This is a genomic window from Streptomyces sp. SAI-127 (genome assembly GCF_029894425.1).
Classification (GTDB): Bacteria; Actinomycetota; Actinomycetes; order Streptomycetales; family Streptomycetaceae; genus Streptomyces.
Genome location: NZ_JARXYJ010000001.1, coordinates 1618024 through 1633676, shown reverse-complemented (window position 1 = coordinate 1633676; position 15653 = coordinate 1618024). Strand labels below are relative to the sequence as shown.

The window sequence follows — 15653 nt, the reverse complement described above, 5'->3', positions numbered from 1 at the left end:
CCACAGCGGCCCCCGGTGGCACTCTGGACGTATGCCGGAACTCCCCGAGGTGGAAGCGCTCAAGGACTTCCTGACCGAGAACCTGGTCGGCCACGAGATCGTGCGTGTACTGCCGGTGGCCATCAGCGTCCTGAAGACGTACGACCCTCCGCCCACCGCCGTCGAGGGCCGCGAGGTGATCGCCGTGCACCGCCACGGCAAGTTCCTCGACCTGGAGACGGACGGCGGCCCGCACTTCGTCACCCACCTGGCCCGCGCGGGCTGGCTGCACTGGAAGGACCGCCTCCCCGACGGCCCGCCCCGCCCCGGCAAGGGCCCCCTCGCCCTGCGCGTGGCCCTGGAGACCGGCGCGGGCTTCGACCTCACGGAGGCGGGCACCCAGAAACGCCTGGCGGTGTACGTGGTGGCCGACCCGCACCAGGTCCCCGGCATCGCCCGTCTGGGCCCGGACCCGCTGGCCGAGGGCTTCGACGAGACGAGCTTCGCGGCCCTGCTGAAGGACGAACGCCGGCAGCTGAAGGGCGCCCTGCGCGACCAGACGCTCATCGCCGGCGTGGGCAACGCCTACAGCGACGAGATCCTGCACGCGGCGAGAATGTCCCCGTTCAAACTGGCCGCCTCCCTGACCCCCGAGGAGACGGCGACCCTCTACCGGGCCCTGCGCGAGACCCTCACCGAAGCGGTGGAACGCTCAAGGGGTGTGGCGGCGGGCCGCCTGAAGTCGGAGAAGAAGTCCGGCCTCCGCGTCCACGGCCGCACCGGTGACCCCTGCCCGGTCTGTGGCGACACCATCCGGGAGGTCTCCTTCAGCGACTCCTCCCTTCAGTACTGCCCCACCTGCCAGACGGGCGGCAGACCACTGGCGGACCGGAGGATGTCGAGACTGCTCAAGTGATCCGACGTGCTCAGCCGGGATCCAGCGTCACCAGGTGCTCCCCGCCCGACGTCCTGACCTCGTAGTGGTCGATCTGGTCGGCGTGGAAGGTGGAGCTGCCCATCATGGTGGTGTCGTCGGAGGCGTGCCCGGTGGCGTTCCAGCCGGTGACGGTCTCCTCCTTGCCGTCGCGGCTGATCGCGACGAGGTGACAGGCGCGGGGACCGGACTCGTCCTTGACCTTGAGCTCCACCTGGGTGCCCCACTCCTCGTCCTCGGCGGTGACCTGGGCCCACACGCCGGACCGGACGTCGGTGGCCTCGACACTCCTGGTCCCGCCCGGGTCGCCGCCCGCCGTCAGCGCGAGGGTGGAGCCGCCCACCGCCAGGACCACCGAGGCGGCGACGGCGTACAACAGCCGCCTGCGGCGCGCCCGGTGACGCGAAGCGACCTCGCCGAGCAGGCGGTTGAGGAGCTGAGGGCCGGGCTGGGCCATCGGGTGCACGACACGCGGAGTCGCCCGGCGGTAGAGCATCATCTGACGGGTCACGGGACCGAACTCGGTCACGTGTGCCGCGCACTTGGGGCACTCCATGAGGTGATCCTCGAAGCGGAAGGCCTCCGCCTCATCCAGCACGCCGAGCGCGTACGCGCCGACGTCGCGATGCCTCTCCAAGGACCTCATGCGGAAACCTCGTGCCGTTGAGTGTGGGTGGGGTTACTGGTTGCTCCCACCGGTACGCACCAGCCCGCCGAATCACTCAAGGCATGCACAGAATCGTGACCAAGGGATTCGGAGCGGTCGGCCCCGCGGATTGGTCCGAATCGAAAGGAATCTAGAACAGGTGGATGGCGAGGTGCCCGAGGGGCAGACCGAGCTGCCACGCCGGTGTCCACACCTTCGGACCCTCGTCCTCACCGACGCCCGCCCCGCCGCCCGGCACGGCGTTCAGATCGGGTGCGAGCAGCTCCGTCTCCTCCAGCCAGCGCCAGGCCGCCGCCGCGAGTTCGAGGTCCGGCGAGGGCTCGCCGGTGGCCACCGCCGCGGCGGTCAGCGCGGCCATCCGCTCGCACACCCAGTCCTGCCACGGCTGGTCGTACGCCGTCAGTGACAGCCAGTTCTCCAGCTGGGAGACGACCTGGATGCCCGAAAGCTCCCCCTCGGTGTCGGCGAGGAAGACGGTCAGCGCCAGCGCGTCCCGCCCGGCGCGGAACTCGAAGGACGTCGGCGGCATCAGATCGCCGGAACGCAGCAGCTCGTCGGCGATGTACTCGGCGTACAACCAGGCCATGGGGACGACGAGTTCGTCCCCGCCGGTGCCGTCCGTGCTCTCTTGACCTCTGTGCAGCATCCCTTCCTGCCTTCCTCCGGTGCGTGCGCGTCGCCCGTCGCCGGGACCCCAGTCCGGAACACGGATGAGGACAGCCGATTACTCAACCGGGGTCCTCAGCAAGGCGCTTTACGGAGGTTTGACTTTCCCATTGGTTTCACCGCAGGTCGGCCGCGTATCCCGGAAGCACCCGGCGCAGGGCCCGCAGCGCGTAGTACGCGCGGGACTTCACCGTACCGGGCGGAATTCCGAGGATTTCGGCGGCTTCCGCCACACTCGCCCCCTGGAAGTACACCAGCACCAGGACTTCACGGTGCTCCGGAGTGAGTGTCTTCACAGCCTCGCGTACATCGAGGGCGGCGGCCGCCCGTTCGGCGTGATCGGCGCACACCCGGGCGTTCTCCAGCACCGCGTCGCCGACCTCGGCGGGGCGCGCCTGCCGGGCCCGTCGCGCGTCGATGGCGAGCCGGCGTCCCACGGTCAGCAGCCATGGCCGTACGGACTCGAAGGCGTCGGCGCGCAGCGCCTCGGGGTGCTGCCAGGCGCGCACGAGGGTCTCCTGCACCAGGTCCTCGGCACGTTGCCGGTCGCCGTCACTGAGCCGGAGCAGGAGCGCGAAGAGGGGCCGGCCGTGCTCCCGCTGCAGTGCGGCGAGCTCGTGCTCGGCGGTCGTCCCGTTCGTGAGGGTGGTTCCGGCCGTCATGGCCGTATGGCACCTCAGCACGGGGCCGGGGGACAGGGCACGCACAAGGATCTGCGGCGGACGGTCGATCGCGTCGACGAACGGTCCGATGAACGGTCCCTTCCGCCTCCCTTCCGCGTCCCGTTCACCCCGGACGGGTCAAGAAGGCGGCCGGACCGTTTGCGGACACGGACAAGCTCATACCTATTCGTCAGCAAATATGACCACAGTGGGGTGAGCTGATGATTGCACGCAGACGGCAGGTTGCCCTGGCCCTCACGGCACTTCTCGCCGGGGGTGCCGCCTGTCAGGCGCACGACCACGAGACACCGGGGCGTCCGGCCCCGTCCGCCGCCGCACCGCGCGGCTTCACACTCGTCGCCTCCGGTGACGTCCTGCCGCACAGTTCGATCATCGACCGGGCCCGCTTCGACGGCGGCGGGAAGGGCTATGACTTCCGTCCGATGCTGGCCGGAATCCGCTCCGTCGTCTCCCGCGCCGATCTGGCGCTGTGTCACATGGAGACCGTCTACGGCGCGAACGGCGACTACACCGGCTACCCGACCTTCAAGTCACCGCCCGAGGTGGCCCAGGGCCTTGCCGCCACCGGCTACGACGGCTGCTCCACCGCCTCCAACCACAGCCTCGACGACGGCTCCGGCGGCATCCGCCGCACCCTCGACGCCCTGGACCGCGCGGGCGTACGGCACGCCGGGTCGGCCCGCACGGAGGCCGAGGCGCGCACGGTCACCGTCCTGCGTGCCGGGTCGGCGAAGGTCGCCCACCTCGCCTACACCTATGACACCAACGGCTTCCCGCTGCCCAAGGGACAGCCCTGGGCGGTCGGCCTGATGGACGAGAAGAAGATCCTTGCGGACGCCCGGGCCGCCCGGAAGGCGGGCGCCGACGTGGTCGTCGTATCGCTGCACTGGGGCACCGAATGGCAGGACGCGCCCGATGAGCAGCAGGTGACCCTGGCGCGCGATCTGACCGCCGCCCGCACCGGCGCGCGTCCCGACGTCGACCTGATCCTGGGCACCCACGCCCATGTCCCGCAGGCGTACGAGAAGGTCAACGGCACCTGGGTCGTCTACGGCATGGGCGACCAGATCGCCGGCGAGATGTTCAACCACGAGGGCGCCCAGGACCCGCGCGGCAACCAGTCCACCCTCGGCCGCTTCACCTTCGCCCCGCCCGCCCGGCCGGGTGAGCGCTGGCGGGTCGCGAAGGCGGAGTTCGTGCCGCAGATGTTCGACGTGGACGCCGGCCGGGCGGTGAACCTCAACCAGGCGATCGCGCGGGGCGCCGATCTCGAGGGCGTCCGCGACCGGATCCGGGAGGTGGTGCTGAGCCGGGGCGCGGCGAAGGACGGGCTGGCGATGGGGGAGTAGGTCAGCCGGAGGCGGTGTCCTCGTGGTCGAAGGTTCGCAGCATCTCCTTCAGGACGCGCGCGCAGGCCCGCAGTTCGGCGTCCGTCAGATCGCCGCCGACCTGGCGGTTCAGGGCGTGCTCGCGGGCGAGGATCGCGTCGATGACGGCCTCGCCCTCGGCCGTGATCCGGATCAGTGAGGACCGCTGGTGCGCGGGGTTCGGTGTGACCTCCGCCCGGCCCGCGGCCACCGCGTCGTTGACCATGCGCTGCACGAACTGGCGGGTCAGCGCCATGAGCCGGGCCATCTGAGGCACCGTCATGGGGCCGTACCTGCGCAGCAGGACCAGCACGGAGCGCACCCCGACGGAGACCCCCTCGATCTGTTGGCCCTGTTCGAGCTTGCGCAGGCCGCGTCGGTAGAGCGCGCCGATCAGGTCGAACACCTCGGAGACGCGGTGGCCGAGTTCGTCCGGGGGAAGCGGGGCGTCGATGTCGTTCACCCGCTCATCATGCACCGGTTCATCATGACAACCGGGTTGTCAAAGTCGCCGGAAGATGACACCTTGGTTGTCATGACAGCTGCTTCGGAACTGAGCTACTTCGCGTCCGCCGACGGGGACATCGCCTATCTCGACACCGGAACCGGGGACCCCGTGGTCCTGCTGCACGCCGGCTACGTCGACCACCGCCTCTTCGAGGCCCAGACACCGGTCCTCGCCGCCGACCACCGCGTCATCGCCGTCGACATCCGCGGCCACGGCTGGACCGCCAACGCGACCAAGCCCTTCCGCTGGGCCGACGACCTCGCCGGACTGCTCCGCCACCTCGACGCGGGCCCCGCGGTCCTGGTAGGCGTCTCGATGGGTGGGGCCATCGCCGGTGACACGGCGATCGAGTATCCGGAACTGGTCCGGGGGGTCGTGATGAGCGGGGCCTCGGTCAGCGACTTCCAGTACACCCACGAGGTGACCCGACAGGTCGTGGCGGAGTCCCAGCGGACCCTGCACTCGGGCGACATCGAGGGCTGGCTGAAGGTGTTCCTCCGGTCCGTCGCGGGCCCCTTCCGCGAGGCCGACGAGACCGACCCGCGGATCCTCGACCACCTGCGCGAGATGGCCCTGCACACCATCGCCAAGCACACGCCGGGCGAACGGAACTGGCACGTGCCCATGACCGACACCTGGGCCCGGGTCCCGAAGATCGACGTCCCGGTCCTCACCGTCAACGGCACGCTCGACTCACCGGACCTGCTCGCCGACGCGGAACGCTTCGCCGACACCGCTCAGCACGGCCGCTCGGTGCTGGTGGAGGGCACCTCGCACTTCCCGAACCTGGAGAGGCCCGAGGAGTTCAACACGATCGTGCGGGACTTCCTGCGCTCGCTCTGACGCCCCGTCGGCGCCGACCGTAGGGACGAGTACCCGAAACGGATCACGGTCAGGAACCGCATCGAACGGGCCTACGGCACCACGGTCACCGGCCACCGCCCCGCCTTGACCAGCCGCACCGCGACGGAACCGACGATCCGGTGGCCGGCCTGCTCCGAGGCTCCGACGACGACCGCGTCGGCCTTGAGCTCGTCCGCCGCCTTCGTCAGACCGCTGTAGGGGTCGCCGCGGAAGGTGTGGAACTCCCAGCGCACATCGAATATCCCCTTGTTCTGCTCGGTCGCGAGCCGGATCTGGGCGACCAGGTCCTCCGCGATCTCGTCGGTCGTCTCGGCGACCGGCGCGCCGAGCGCGGCGCCCGAGGCGATCACCGGCTGGACGTACACGACGGCGAGCAGCGCGTGCTGCCGCCGGGCCAGACCACCGGCGTATGCCGCCGCGCGGAGCGAGGAGTCGGAGCCGTCCACACCGACGACGATGACCTTGGGCCCGTCCGTGCCCCGCTCGAACTGGTGCGCATGCTGTTCCGTCACGGCTGTGAGGCTATCGGAAGCCGCAGGTCCGGACGGCGTTCGGGGACCCGTCGACATGGGTGCGCAAGTTTTTCGGAAAGGGGGCACCCGAAGGGCGGGCGGCGAGCGGGCCGCCATCGAAGCCCGCCGCCGCCCCTCGGCACCCGGCCTCGACGGAGGGGACGAGGCCGGGGCCGAAGCCGATTGCCCTCCTACGACATCGGCCTGACGTTCCGCCATGCCGCCGGGGACGCCCCTGTTCACTGGGCCGGGCGGGTGTATTCGTGCCGCCGCACCGGTGTTGCCGTGGTGCGTCTGAGCTGTCCCGGGCGACTGATGAGTCATGACGAAGGATCAGTTGCTCACACGGCTGTCGTCGACGACGGCGGTGCTCACCCGGCGCCGGGCCCTGCTGGCCGGCGCCGCCGTCGTCGGGGCCGCCGGCACGGCCGGAGTGCTCGCGTCGGTCATCGGCGAGGAGCCGGTCGGGCCGGCGCTCCCCGCCGCAGGCCCGCCGGCTCGTCGCACGGTCAAGTCGTCGGCCTACCGCCTCCAGCCCCTGACCGGATACGGGCCGCCGCACACCAGCCACCGCAGGACGCCGGTGCGCCACGAGCCGTTGCTGAAGGTCTCCGGACGCGGCAGGACCATGGTGCTGAGCTTCGACGACGGACCCGACCCCCGCTACACCCCGCACATCCTGGACACGCTGGCCGAGCACGACGTACGGGCGATGTTCTTCGTGTGCGGGGAGATGGCGGTCGGCAACCAGGACCTGCTGGCCCGGATGTCCGACGAGGGACACGTCGTCGGCAACCACACCTGGTCCCACCCCCTGCTCACCCGGCTCAGCCGCTCCCGCATCCGCTCCGAGATGGAACGCACCTGCGACGTCATCGAGGACGCCTACGGCGAGCGGCCCGAATGGTTCCGAGCTCCCTACGGCGCCTGGAACCGTGCCGCCTTCCAGCTCGGCGCCGAGCTCGGCATGGAACCCCTCGCCTGGACCGTGGACACGCTCGACTGGACCACCCCGGGCACCCGCCGCATCGTCGGCGCGGTGGAGCACGGCGCCGCCCCCGGCGTCGTGGTGCTCTCGCACGACGCCGGGGGCGACCGCTCCCAGAGTGTCCGGGCGCTGCGCGCCTATCTGCCGCAACTCATCGATTCCGGCTATCACATCACCGTCCCGCGACGGGAGTACGTATAGCCGGAACGCGCCCGCCGGGTCGGGGAACGCTCAGCGGACCTCGACCAGGCGGGCGAAGGCGACGACGTTGCCGTCGTAGCCGTTGTGCTTGGAAAATCCGCCCCCGCAGGTGATGACCCGCAATTCGGGGGTCCCCTTGGAGCCGTAGACACGGTCTCCGGGGAAATTGTTCTTCTCGAAGACCTCGATGCCGTAGATCTCGAAGACGGCCGTCTTTCCGTCCTTGCGCCTGATCTCGACGCGATTTCCCTTCTTCAGGGCCCCGAGTCCGTAGAACACGGCGGGGCCCTGTTTGTTGTCGACATGGCCGACGACGACCCGCGGTGCCCTTCTCGCCGGGGGAGACCGCGCCGGTGAACCAGCCGGCCAGATTCGGGTCCTCCGGCGGCGGCGCGCCGACCCAGCCGTCCGAGTCCAGGCCGACCGGCAGCATCGGCGCGTCGACCCGGATCGCCGGGATGGAGACCCGGTCGGGCGCGGCGTACGGCAGGGGAGCGGGGGCGTTGCCGAAGACGGAGCCGTGCACCCGGCTGTCCGCCGCGGCCGCCGACGCGGGCTGCGGCGGGCCGACGTCGAACTCCCCCGAACCGTTCCGAATGAGCGCGAGACCGGTCAGCAGAACAAGCGCTATCACGCCCCAGGGAGCGCGCTTCTTCCGCTGCTCCTCCTCTTCGGCCAGCCCGGCCAGCTCGGACGCAGACATTGACTTCCCCTCTCGACGCGGCCGTCGCCACGTCATTCGCGCATACGAGAACGCTAAGTCCCGCGCGCGAAACCGGCGACGGGGCGGAGGCGAACGGGTGGCCACCGAACGCGGCTGGTGCGCCATCCGAGTTGCCGTGAACAGGAATTTTCTGACGGTCCGTGACCTGCGAAGATATCCGATTGTGCGCTTTTCGTTCGGCGTGTCCTCTCACCAATACGGACCAGTGCCGAAATGCGGGCTCGCGCACGGCATCTGAGGGTCTGTCTGGGAGGCGTTTTCTCGCCGATACACCGGGGACCGTTCCCGGGGCGTCTCCCGCGGAGGATTCACATGCGTACTACTCGTGCCCTGGCGGCCGCCGGCGCCGCGGTCGCCGTGCTCGGACTCGCCGCCCCGGCGGCCGTCGCGCGGGACGGCATGAACCTGAGCCCCAGCAATGTCGTCGCCCTGCCCAACGTCATCGCCCGGGGCGGACAACTGACCATCACCGTCAACAACTGCACCGGCAACGCCACCGCGAGCTCGGACGCGTTCCGGACCATCAGGCTGAGGACGGGGGCCAACAACCTGGCGACGGGACGCGCCACGGTCAACCGGAACGCGGCCACCGGATCGCACAGCATCAGCGTCGTCTGCGGCAACGGCACCGTGATCAACCCCACGGCCTTCACCGTCATCGGCGGAGTCCGCGGCGGTCTCGGTGGCAGCAGCTCCGCCGGGGCCACCCCGACCGACATGGCCATCGGCGGCGGTCTCGTGGCCCTGGCCGTCATCGGCGGCGGGGTGTTCTGGATGCGCCGGCGGTCCGAGAAGCACATCTGATCTCCGCCCCCTTCGGAGACGTCCGACCGCACGTGGCACAGGCCTTCGCCCCGGATTCCGAGAGGAACCACCGGGGCGGAGGTCTGCGCGCCCGGCGGAGCCGTCAGGCCTCGTCCTCGCCGGCGTGACGGCGGGAGAAGTTGTACGCCGCCCCGATCGACCCCGTGATCAGCGCGGCGCCCATGCCGAGCTCCTTGAGGTCGAACCCGGCGATGCTGCCGCCCCCACCGGCGTGCACGCCCCGGTCGGGGTGGAGCGGCACCGGTGTGGGACCGTCCGGGCGGCCGCCGGCGATGGTCACCCTCGTGGACCCGCTCACGCCGTCGCAGGTGAACGTCACCCGGTACACCGAACCGGGTCTGGCGTCCCAGTCGACGACGGCCGTCGCGTAACTCTTGTGCGGCGGGATGATGACGGTGTCGAGGACCTCCGACGTGACGGTCGCGGAGCCCCTGCAGCCGCCGTGGTTCCGTTCCAGCAGGAGGGCCACCTGTCCGCCCGCGGCGACGGTCGAGGGCAGGACGCTGAAACCGAAGGGCGTGATGTCGGTGTCCTTCGCCACGGCGGCCGGTGCCGAGAAGGACAGGGCGGCCATGCCCAGGAGTGCGGCCGAAGCGACGCGTATCGCGCGCATGGTGGTTCCTCCGGTCCCCGAGGAGCAGCTGCGGATCTTTTCCGCCTGTGTCAGAAATGCACCTCGATAACCGAAACGCTAGGAACGGGTGTACGTCCGCGCGATCGTTGTCGCTCCGAATGGGGCATGCGTGTGGGCCGCTCAGGGGACGCCGACGGCGTGTCGGACGCCGGACATCCCCCGGATGTGCCCGCGGTGGGACGCCGTCAGCCCTTGCTGTCCGGGAAGAGGGCGAAGAACGGCTCCGCCGACGCCGTGATGCCCCGGCTGTAGGGGGCGTCGAAGTCCCAGATCAGGAAGAGCAGGAAGGCGATCAGTGCGGAGAACAGGCCGGCCAGGATCAGCTCGCGTGCCGTACGCCGGATCTGCAGCGCGAAGACCATGCCGATGGTGACGACGCCGCCGCCCAGCAGACCGAACCAGACCACCCCGGGCATGGTGGGCTCGACCGAGTCGGCGCGGGCGTTGCGGGCCTGGTCCACGGCCGCCACCTGGTCGACGAGCGGCTGGTAGGCCTGGGCCTCGAAGTCGGTCTTCGGCTGGTAGGAGGTGACGTCCGTGCGGATCCGGTCGAGGAGTTCGGTGCCGCGCCCGGTCATGCGGCGGTGGTCGGCCATCTCCTTCCACTCGGTGGTGACGACGTGTCCGACATAGGCGTTGACATCGTCCCGAATGCGGTCACGGGCGTCGGCCGGATAGACCTGGACCCGCTCCGAGATCTCGTGCAGCGCCTGGGCCTCCGCCTGGACGTGGTCCTGGGCGGAGCTGCGGGCCTCCCAGACGCCCGCGATGGCCAGACCCAGGACGATGGCGTACACCACCCCGATCCACATCGTCATGTACTCGATGACGTCCGGGGTCTCGCTGGGATCCTCGTCCACGGGTGCCGCCTTGTGGCGGATGAGCGTGATGGCGACCACCACGGCGCATGCGGCCAGCATCGCGAGGATGAGAACAAGCCATTCCGGCAAGGGATGCCTCCAGGATCGGCATTAGCGGGGCCGCAGGGCGGCCACGGCGACCACCGCGGGCGCGGTGATGAGCAGGACGTAGATCACGGGCGAGGTCGTGCTGTGCGTGGGCCGGTCGGGCGCCTTCGCGTGGTGGTAGGCCGGGTAGGTCACCGGGGCCGCGGAGGGGCCCGGGGCCGGGCTGGGCGGCGGCTTCCGCGCCGGGGTGGAGGTGGGAGTCGGGGTCGGGGCGGGTGCGGGGGGCGGGGTGGGCCGCGGCCGCGGTGTGGCCGGTTGCGGTGCCGGCGCGGGCGGCGGTGCCGGCGGGGGCGTGGGAGCCGGCGGCTCGGGGGTCGGCGTCGGCGTCGGCTTCGGCGGCTTCGGTGTCGGCGTGGGCTCGGGAGTGGGGGTCGGTGTACACGGAGGCTCAGGGGGTGTGGGTGTGGGTGTGGGGGTGGGGGTGGGTGGAGGCGGAGGCTCGGGCTTCGGGCACGGCGGGAAAGTGGGCCAGGTGGAGCTTCCGGCGACCGCCACCGCCTCCGCGCCGCCGGGGCCGGCAGAGGCGTAGGCGCAGGCATCCGCCTCGGCCACCCCCGCCGTGGGGCCGATGAGCGCCCACGTCAAGGTCAGCAGGGCCAATACCCGTATGGCGGAGGCGGATTGGGGCGATTCGGGTCGATGCACGACGGAGATCATGAGGCCTGCTACGCCACCACACGCGCGGGCGCGAAGAGATTGGTCCGAAGGAGGGACAAAGGGCCGCCCGATGTTTGAATTCTGTGCGCTCGTCCGTCCGACGGGGGGTACATCTGTGCGGCCTGGGGCGGGTGTGGTCACAGCTTCCGAAAAGAAATATGCGGGACGGTTGAACACAACCCCTGCTCCGGTGCGTACCCATTGTCGTGCGGCGGCGCAGCAGGGCGCTGCAACACCCTTTTGAATTATGGGGAGTTGACGATGAAGACCTCCTGGCGGAACGCCTCACTCGTGGCAAGCGCCGCGGCGGTGCTGGTGCTGACGACGGCGTGCGGTCAGGAAGGCGGCACGTCGTCGGTGGGCAGCCAGAACGTCGGTGCCACGGCGGCGGCGGGCGGTTATGGCGGTGTCGGCTCCGGTATCGGGACCGGTACCAGCCCGAGCGCCAGCTCGACCGTGGGCGGTGGCCAGGGGAACCTGGGAGCCCAGTCGGCCTCGGCCGGCAAGCTCGAGGTTTCCGCGAACGCCGAGCTCGGGGACGTGCTGACCGACAGCGCCGGTCTCAGCCTCTACCGCTTCGACGAGGACACCGCCGAGCCGCCGAAGTCGAACTGCAACGGCGACTGCGCGACGGCCTGGCCGCCGGTACCCGCGAACGACGCCTCGGCCGGCGCCGGTATCGACAAGGCGCTGCTCGGTGAGGTGACCCGGGCCGACGGCAGCAAGCAGTTGACCATCGGCGGCTGGCCGGCCTACCGCTATGCGAAGGACACCAAGGCCGGCGATCTGACCGGCCAGGGCGTGGGCGGCAAGTGGTACGCGCTGGCGCCCACGGGCAAGAAGGCGTCGGTCGCCGGCCTGCCCGGACTGTCCACGCGCAACGACCCCAACCTGGGCGAGATCGTCGTCGACAAGAACGGCATGACGGTCTACCGCTTCGCCAAGGACAAGGCCTGGCCCGAGCCGGTCTCCAACTGCAACGGTGCCTGCCTGGAGAAGTGGCCGGTCGTGGCGCCGGTGTCGGCGAACGACACCAAGGACGTCCAGAAGAAGGGCCTGATGAGCTTCACCCGCTCCGACGGCGCCAAGCAGCAGACGGTCAACTGCTCGCCCATCTACACCTTCGCGGGCGACAAGAAGGCCGGAGACACCAACGGCCAGGGCGTCGGCGGCACCTGGTACGCCGTCCGCCCCAACGGAGAGATGGTCGGCGTCTCCGACAAGTGACGGCGGTCCCGCCCGAACCGCCGGTCCGCCCCCTCCGCGCCGCACGGAGGGGGCGGACCGGTTTGCCGTGATTCCCCCAACTCCCCGCGAGTCGGCGCCCGCTCCGGAACTCTCCGGAGTGCGGCGCCTACGTTTCGTAGGGAATCCACAGCGTTCCCGAGCGGCACGTGCCGCAGGCAGTGACCGGGAACGGACGGTCAATTTCCGTTTCTGCTCGCTCCATTGGCGGCCGATCAGTAGCCTCAGCTCGAACACCGGATCGTCTACGCCTTGGAGAGATACATGGAGCGTCCCGCCTGGGCTCCCCGGAGCATCGACATCTCGGTGCCGAGTGTCTCGCGTATCTACGACTTCTACCTGGGCGGTTCGCACAACTTCGAGGCCGACCGGGAGGCGGCCCGCAAGGTCATGGAGTTCGCACCGGGCCTGCCGAAGACCATGCAGGCGAACCGGGCCTTCCTGCGGCGGGCGGTGCGGTTCGCCGCCGACGAGGGCATCACCCAGTTCCTGGACATCGGCTCCGGCATCCCGACCTTCGGCAACGTCCACGAGGTCGCCCAGAGCGCCCGCCCCGGCGCCCGTGTCGTCTACGTCGACCACGACCCGGTGGCCGTCGCGCACAGCCAGGCCGTCCTGGAGGGCAACGCGGACGCGGGAGTCGTCGCCGCCGACCTTCGCAAGCCCCGGGAGATCCTCGCGAGCCCCGAGGTTCAGCGACTGATCGACCTGAACCGGCCGGTGGCACTGCTTCTCGTTGCCATACTGCACTTCGTGGAAGACGCGGACGACCCCTACGGAGCGGTGGCGGAGCTGCGCGACGCACTCGCGCCCGGCAGCCTGCTGGTGCTCACGCACGCGTCGTACGAGGGAATCCCGCTGCCGCCGGAGCGGGCCGAGGGGGCGGTGGACGTGTACAAGGACATTCGCAACCCGCTGATCATGCGCTCGCGCGAGGAGATCGCGCGGTTCTTCGAGGGGTACGACATGGTGGAACCGGGACTGGTGTCGCCGCCGTGGTGGCGGCCCGAGTCGGCGACCTGGAACCCCGACGACGAGGATCCGTGGGCCTTCTCCGGGTTCGCCGGCGTGGGGCGTACGGCGTGATCGCCGAGCCGGACGGGCCGGAGGACAGACTGCGCCGGTTCGCGACGATCTGGAGCCGGGCCGTGTTCCCGGTGACGTCGACGTCCGCGACCCGGCCGGAGTTCGAGGAACAACTGCTGCCGCTGGCCCGCCGGTTGAGCGAGGCGCTCGCGGCCAGGGTCGTCGACACGGACGAGGGCCGGGCGGTCGGCGCCGCCCTCGTCGACGCGCACTGCACGGATCCGGAGGCGCTGACCCGCTCCCTGGACTGCGTCGACGCCTATCTGGTGCTCTACTGCGGCGGCGACGGCGACCGCGAGGACCTGCGGTCCCGTTCCGCACGACTCCAGCACGCCATGGCCGCCGGGTTCGCGCACGCGCTGCGGGAGCGGACGCTGGCCGAGCAGGAGGCCATCGCACAGGCCGCCCTCGAGGCGCAGGGCGTGGTGGCGCAGGCGCTGCACGCGACCGAGGCCCGGTTCCGCGCGGTGTTCGAGGGCGCGGCCATAGGGATCGGCATCGCCGACCTGGACGGCAACGTCCTCCAGGTCAACGGCGCGCTGCTGCGCATGTTCGGCATCACCGACCAGACGATGCGCGGGCGCAGGGTCCAGGAGTGGGTCCACCCCGAGGACGCCCCCCAGACCTGGACGCTCTACGACGAACTCGTCCGCGGCGAGCGCGAGCACTACCACCTCGAAAAGGCCTTCTACCGCCCGGACGGAACGGTCCTGTGGACCAACCTGACGGTCTCCCTGCTGCGCGACGCCGACGGCGTCCCGCAGTACCAGCTCGCCCTCATGGAGGACACCACCGAGCGCCGGCTGCTCAACCTCCGGCTGCGCTACGAGGCCACGCACGACGCGCTCACCGGACTGCCCAACCGCACGCTGTTCTTCGAGCGCCTGGAGAAGGCGCTGAACGCGGGCGAGGGCCAGCGGTTCGGCCTGTGCTACCTCGACCTCGACGGCTTCAAGACCATCAACGACAGTCTCGGCCACGCGGCCGGCGACCGGCTGCTCGTCGAGGTCGCCGACCGGCTCCAGTCGTGCGCGACGGCGCCGGGCGAGATGGTGGCCCGGCTCGGCGGTGACGAGTTCGTGGCGCTGACCACCGGCCCCGACACCGAGAGCGAGGTCGACGACCTCGCGGCGCGCATCATGAACGTGCTGCTCGCCCCGGTCCGTATCGACGGCCGCGAGCTGACCGTGCGCGGCAGCATCGGCATCGTCGAGGGCCCCACGGGCGAGCGGGGTCCGGCGGAGGTCCTGCGCAGCGCCGACATCACCATGTACCGGGCCAAGTCGGCGGGCGGCAACCGCTTCGAGCTGGCCGACCCGGAGGCCGACGCCCGCGCCATCACCCGGCACGGGCTGACCACGGCACTGCCCGCGGCCCTGGACCGCGGCGAGTTCTTCATCGAGTACCAGCCGCTGGTCCACCTCGGCGACGGCAGTGTGCGGGGCGCCGAGGCGCTGGTGCGCTGGCTGCATCCGCAGCACGGCGTGCTGGGACCGGACCGGTTCATCCCGCTCGCCGAGCACACCGGGCTGATCGTGCCGCTCGGCCGCTGGGTCCTGGAGCAGTCGGTACGGCAGGCCCGTGAATGGCGAGAACGGTACGGGGAGAACGGTCCCCTGAGGATCAACGTCAACCTCTCGCCGTGCCAGCTCACCCACCCCGGCCTGGTCCAGGACACCGTGTCGACATCCTGGAGCGCGCCGGCGTCGAGCCGAACGCCCTCTGCCTCGAAGTCACGGAGTCGGCCCTCATCGGCGCCGACGACGACCTCCTCAAGCCGCTGCGCCGGCTCGCCGAGATGGGCGTCGACATCGCCCTGGACGACTTCGGCACCGGCTACTCGAACCTGGCGAACCTTCGCCGCCTCCCGGTCAGCGTCCTGAAGCTGGACCGCTCCTTCACCCAGAGCATGCAGCAGTTCCCCGCCGATCCCGTCGACCTCAAGATCGTCGAGGGTATCGTTTCGCTCGCCCACGGCCTGAACCTCGCGGTGACGGTCGAGGGGGTCGAAACCGGGGCCCAGGCCGAGCAGTTGCGGATACTGGGCTGCGACACGGCCCAGGGCTGGTACTACGCCCGCCCGGGCCCGCCGGAGCGGCTGCACGAGCTGGCGCTGGTGGACGCGACGGGCTGAGTCCCGCCCGG

General features: G+C 70.7%; 15 protein-coding genes and 2 pseudogenes. 8 read left to right on the top strand and 9 right to left on the bottom strand.

Features of this window, described 5'->3' with window-relative positions; genetic code table 11:
- The first annotated feature begins 31 nt into the window (after positions 1–31).
- Positions 32–895 carry a DNA-formamidopyrimidine glycosylase family protein gene (locus M2157_RS07765; protein WP_280864845.1) on the top strand — a complete coding sequence of 288 codons (864 nt, stop codon included), beginning with the start codon at positions 32–34 and terminating at the stop codon, positions 893–895.
- Positions 896–905: 10 nt separating this feature from the next.
- Here the strand turns inward: M2157_RS07765 and M2157_RS07760 are convergent, their stop codons facing one another.
- The 3 genes from M2157_RS07760 to M2157_RS07750 all read right to left on the bottom strand — a co-directional run bounded on the left by M2157_RS07760 (position 906) and on the right by M2157_RS07750 (position 2908).
- Positions 906–1559 carry a zf-HC2 domain-containing protein gene (locus tag M2157_RS07760; RefSeq protein ID WP_280864844.1) on the bottom strand — a complete coding sequence of 218 codons (654 nt, stop codon included), beginning with the start codon at positions 1557–1559 and terminating at the stop codon, positions 906–908.
- A 151-nt stretch (positions 1560–1710) separates the two neighbouring features.
- Positions 1711–2226: a hypothetical protein gene (locus tag M2157_RS07755; protein ID WP_280864843.1), complete on the bottom strand. Its 516-nt coding sequence runs from the start codon at positions 2224–2226 to the stop codon at positions 1711–1713.
- Between the two features lie 136 nt (positions 2227–2362).
- Positions 2363–2908 carry a sigma-70 family RNA polymerase sigma factor gene (locus tag M2157_RS07750; protein WP_266511400.1) on the bottom strand — a complete coding sequence of 182 codons (546 nt, stop codon included), beginning with the start codon at positions 2906–2908 and terminating at the stop codon, positions 2363–2365.
- 221 nt (positions 2909–3129) lie between these two features.
- On the opposite strand from M2157_RS07750, the gene M2157_RS07745 reads away from it, so the two are divergent.
- Positions 3130–4278: a CapA family protein gene (locus M2157_RS07745; protein ID WP_280864842.1), complete on the top strand. Its 1149-nt coding sequence runs from the start codon at positions 3130–3132 to the stop codon at positions 4276–4278.
- A 1-nt stretch (position 4279) separates the two neighbouring features.
- Here the strand turns inward: M2157_RS07745 and M2157_RS07740 are convergent, their stop codons facing one another.
- The gene (locus tag M2157_RS07740; protein ID WP_280861056.1) at positions 4280–4759 is read right to left on the bottom strand and encodes a MarR family winged helix-turn-helix transcriptional regulator; all 480 of its coding nucleotides are present in this window, start codon (positions 4757–4759) and stop codon (positions 4280–4282) included.
- 72 nt (positions 4760–4831) lie between these two features.
- On the opposite strand from M2157_RS07740, the gene M2157_RS07735 reads away from it, so the two are divergent.
- Positions 4832–5647, top strand: a complete 816-nt coding sequence (locus M2157_RS07735; RefSeq protein ID WP_280861055.1) for an alpha/beta hydrolase — start codon at positions 4832–4834, stop codon at positions 5645–5647.
- 71 nt (positions 5648–5718) lie between these two features.
- Here M2157_RS07735 and M2157_RS07730 read toward each other — a convergent pair whose 3' ends face one another.
- The gene (locus M2157_RS07730; protein ID WP_007386389.1) at positions 5719–6180 is read right to left on the bottom strand and encodes a universal stress protein; all 462 of its coding nucleotides are present in this window, start codon (positions 6178–6180) and stop codon (positions 5719–5721) included.
- A gap of 322 nt (positions 6181–6502) precedes the next feature.
- On the opposite strand from M2157_RS07730, the gene M2157_RS07725 reads away from it, so the two are divergent.
- Positions 6503–7369 carry a polysaccharide deacetylase family protein gene (locus M2157_RS07725; protein WP_280864841.1) on the top strand — a complete coding sequence of 289 codons (867 nt, stop codon included), beginning with the start codon at positions 6503–6505 and terminating at the stop codon, positions 7367–7369.
- A 30-nt stretch (positions 7370–7399) separates the two neighbouring features.
- On the opposite strand, the pseudogene M2157_RS07720 reads toward M2157_RS07725, so the two are convergent.
- Positions 7400–8072 (bottom strand): annotated as a pseudogene (locus M2157_RS07720) (class F sortase).
- A 333-nt stretch (positions 8073–8405) separates the two neighbouring features.
- Between M2157_RS07720 and M2157_RS07715 the strand changes: the two are divergent.
- Complete coding sequence (locus M2157_RS07715; RefSeq protein ID WP_280861053.1) at positions 8406–8897, top strand: hypothetical protein; 492 nt, start codon at positions 8406–8408, stop codon at positions 8895–8897.
- 103 nt (positions 8898–9000) lie between these two features.
- On the opposite strand, the gene M2157_RS07710 is transcribed toward M2157_RS07715, so the two are convergent.
- The 3 genes from M2157_RS07710 to M2157_RS07700 all read right to left on the bottom strand — a co-directional run bounded on the left by M2157_RS07710 (position 9001) and on the right by M2157_RS07700 (position 10655).
- Entirely contained in the window at positions 9001–9531 is a 531-nt protein-coding gene (locus M2157_RS07710) for a hypothetical protein (protein WP_280864840.1), read from the bottom strand.
- Between the two features lie 206 nt (positions 9532–9737).
- On the bottom strand, positions 9738–10502 hold the full coding sequence (locus M2157_RS07705) for a DUF4239 domain-containing protein (protein WP_280861051.1): 765 nt from the start codon (positions 10500–10502) through the stop codon (positions 9738–9740).
- Between the two features lie 21 nt (positions 10503–10523).
- Positions 10524–10655: a hypothetical protein gene (locus tag M2157_RS07700; protein WP_266511426.1), complete on the bottom strand. Its 132-nt coding sequence runs from the start codon at positions 10653–10655 to the stop codon at positions 10524–10526.
- A gap of 783 nt (positions 10656–11438) precedes the next feature.
- On the opposite strand from M2157_RS07700, the gene M2157_RS07695 reads away from it, so the two are divergent.
- The 3 genes and pseudogenes from M2157_RS07695 (at position 11439) to M2157_RS07685 (ending at position 15642) form a co-directional block, all read left to right on the top strand.
- Positions 11439–12404: an SCO0930 family lipoprotein gene (locus M2157_RS07695; RefSeq protein WP_280861050.1), complete on the top strand. Its 966-nt coding sequence runs from the start codon at positions 11439–11441 to the stop codon at positions 12402–12404.
- 282 nt (positions 12405–12686) lie between these two features.
- Positions 12687–13508 (top strand): SAM-dependent methyltransferase, encoded by an 822-nt coding sequence (locus M2157_RS07690; RefSeq protein WP_280861049.1) that lies wholly within the window; start codon positions 12687–12689, stop codon positions 13506–13508.
- Positions 13505–15642: pseudogene (locus M2157_RS07685) on the top strand (EAL domain-containing protein). The gene M2157_RS07690 and the pseudogene M2157_RS07685 overlap by 4 nt, the downstream one beginning before the upstream one ends.
- The last annotated feature ends 11 nt before the right edge of the window (positions 15643–15653 follow it).

Coding starts and splice junctions, on each gene's coding strand:
- M2157_RS07695 (WP_280861050.1), top strand. CDS start 11,439: ATGAAGACCTCCTGGCGGAACGCCTCACTCGTGGCAAGCGCCGCGGCG.
- M2157_RS07765 (WP_280864845.1), top strand. CDS start 32: ATGCCGGAACTCCCCGAGGTGGAAGCGCTCAAGGACTTCCTGACCGAG.
- M2157_RS07715 (WP_280861053.1), top strand. CDS start 8,406: ATGCGTACTACTCGTGCCCTGGCGGCCGCCGGCGCCGCGGTCGCCGTG.
- M2157_RS07710 (WP_280864840.1), bottom strand. CDS start 9,531: ATGCGCGCGATACGCGTCGCTTCGGCCGCACTCCTGGGCATGGCCGCC.
- M2157_RS07755 (WP_280864843.1), bottom strand. CDS start 2,226: ATGCTGCACAGAGGTCAAGAGAGCACGGACGGCACCGGCGGGGACGAA.
- M2157_RS07690 (WP_280861049.1), top strand. CDS start 12,687: ATGGAGCGTCCCGCCTGGGCTCCCCGGAGCATCGACATCTCGGTGCCG.
- M2157_RS07750 (WP_266511400.1), bottom strand. CDS start 2,908: ATGACGGCCGGAACCACCCTCACGAACGGGACGACCGCCGAGCACGAG.
- M2157_RS07735 (WP_280861055.1), top strand. CDS start 4,832: ATGACAGCTGCTTCGGAACTGAGCTACTTCGCGTCCGCCGACGGGGAC.
- M2157_RS07745 (WP_280864842.1), top strand. CDS start 3,130: ATGATTGCACGCAGACGGCAGGTTGCCCTGGCCCTCACGGCACTTCTC.
- M2157_RS07725 (WP_280864841.1), top strand. CDS start 6,503: ATGACGAAGGATCAGTTGCTCACACGGCTGTCGTCGACGACGGCGGTG.
- M2157_RS07760 (WP_280864844.1), bottom strand. CDS start 1,559: ATGAGGTCCTTGGAGAGGCATCGCGACGTCGGCGCGTACGCGCTCGGC.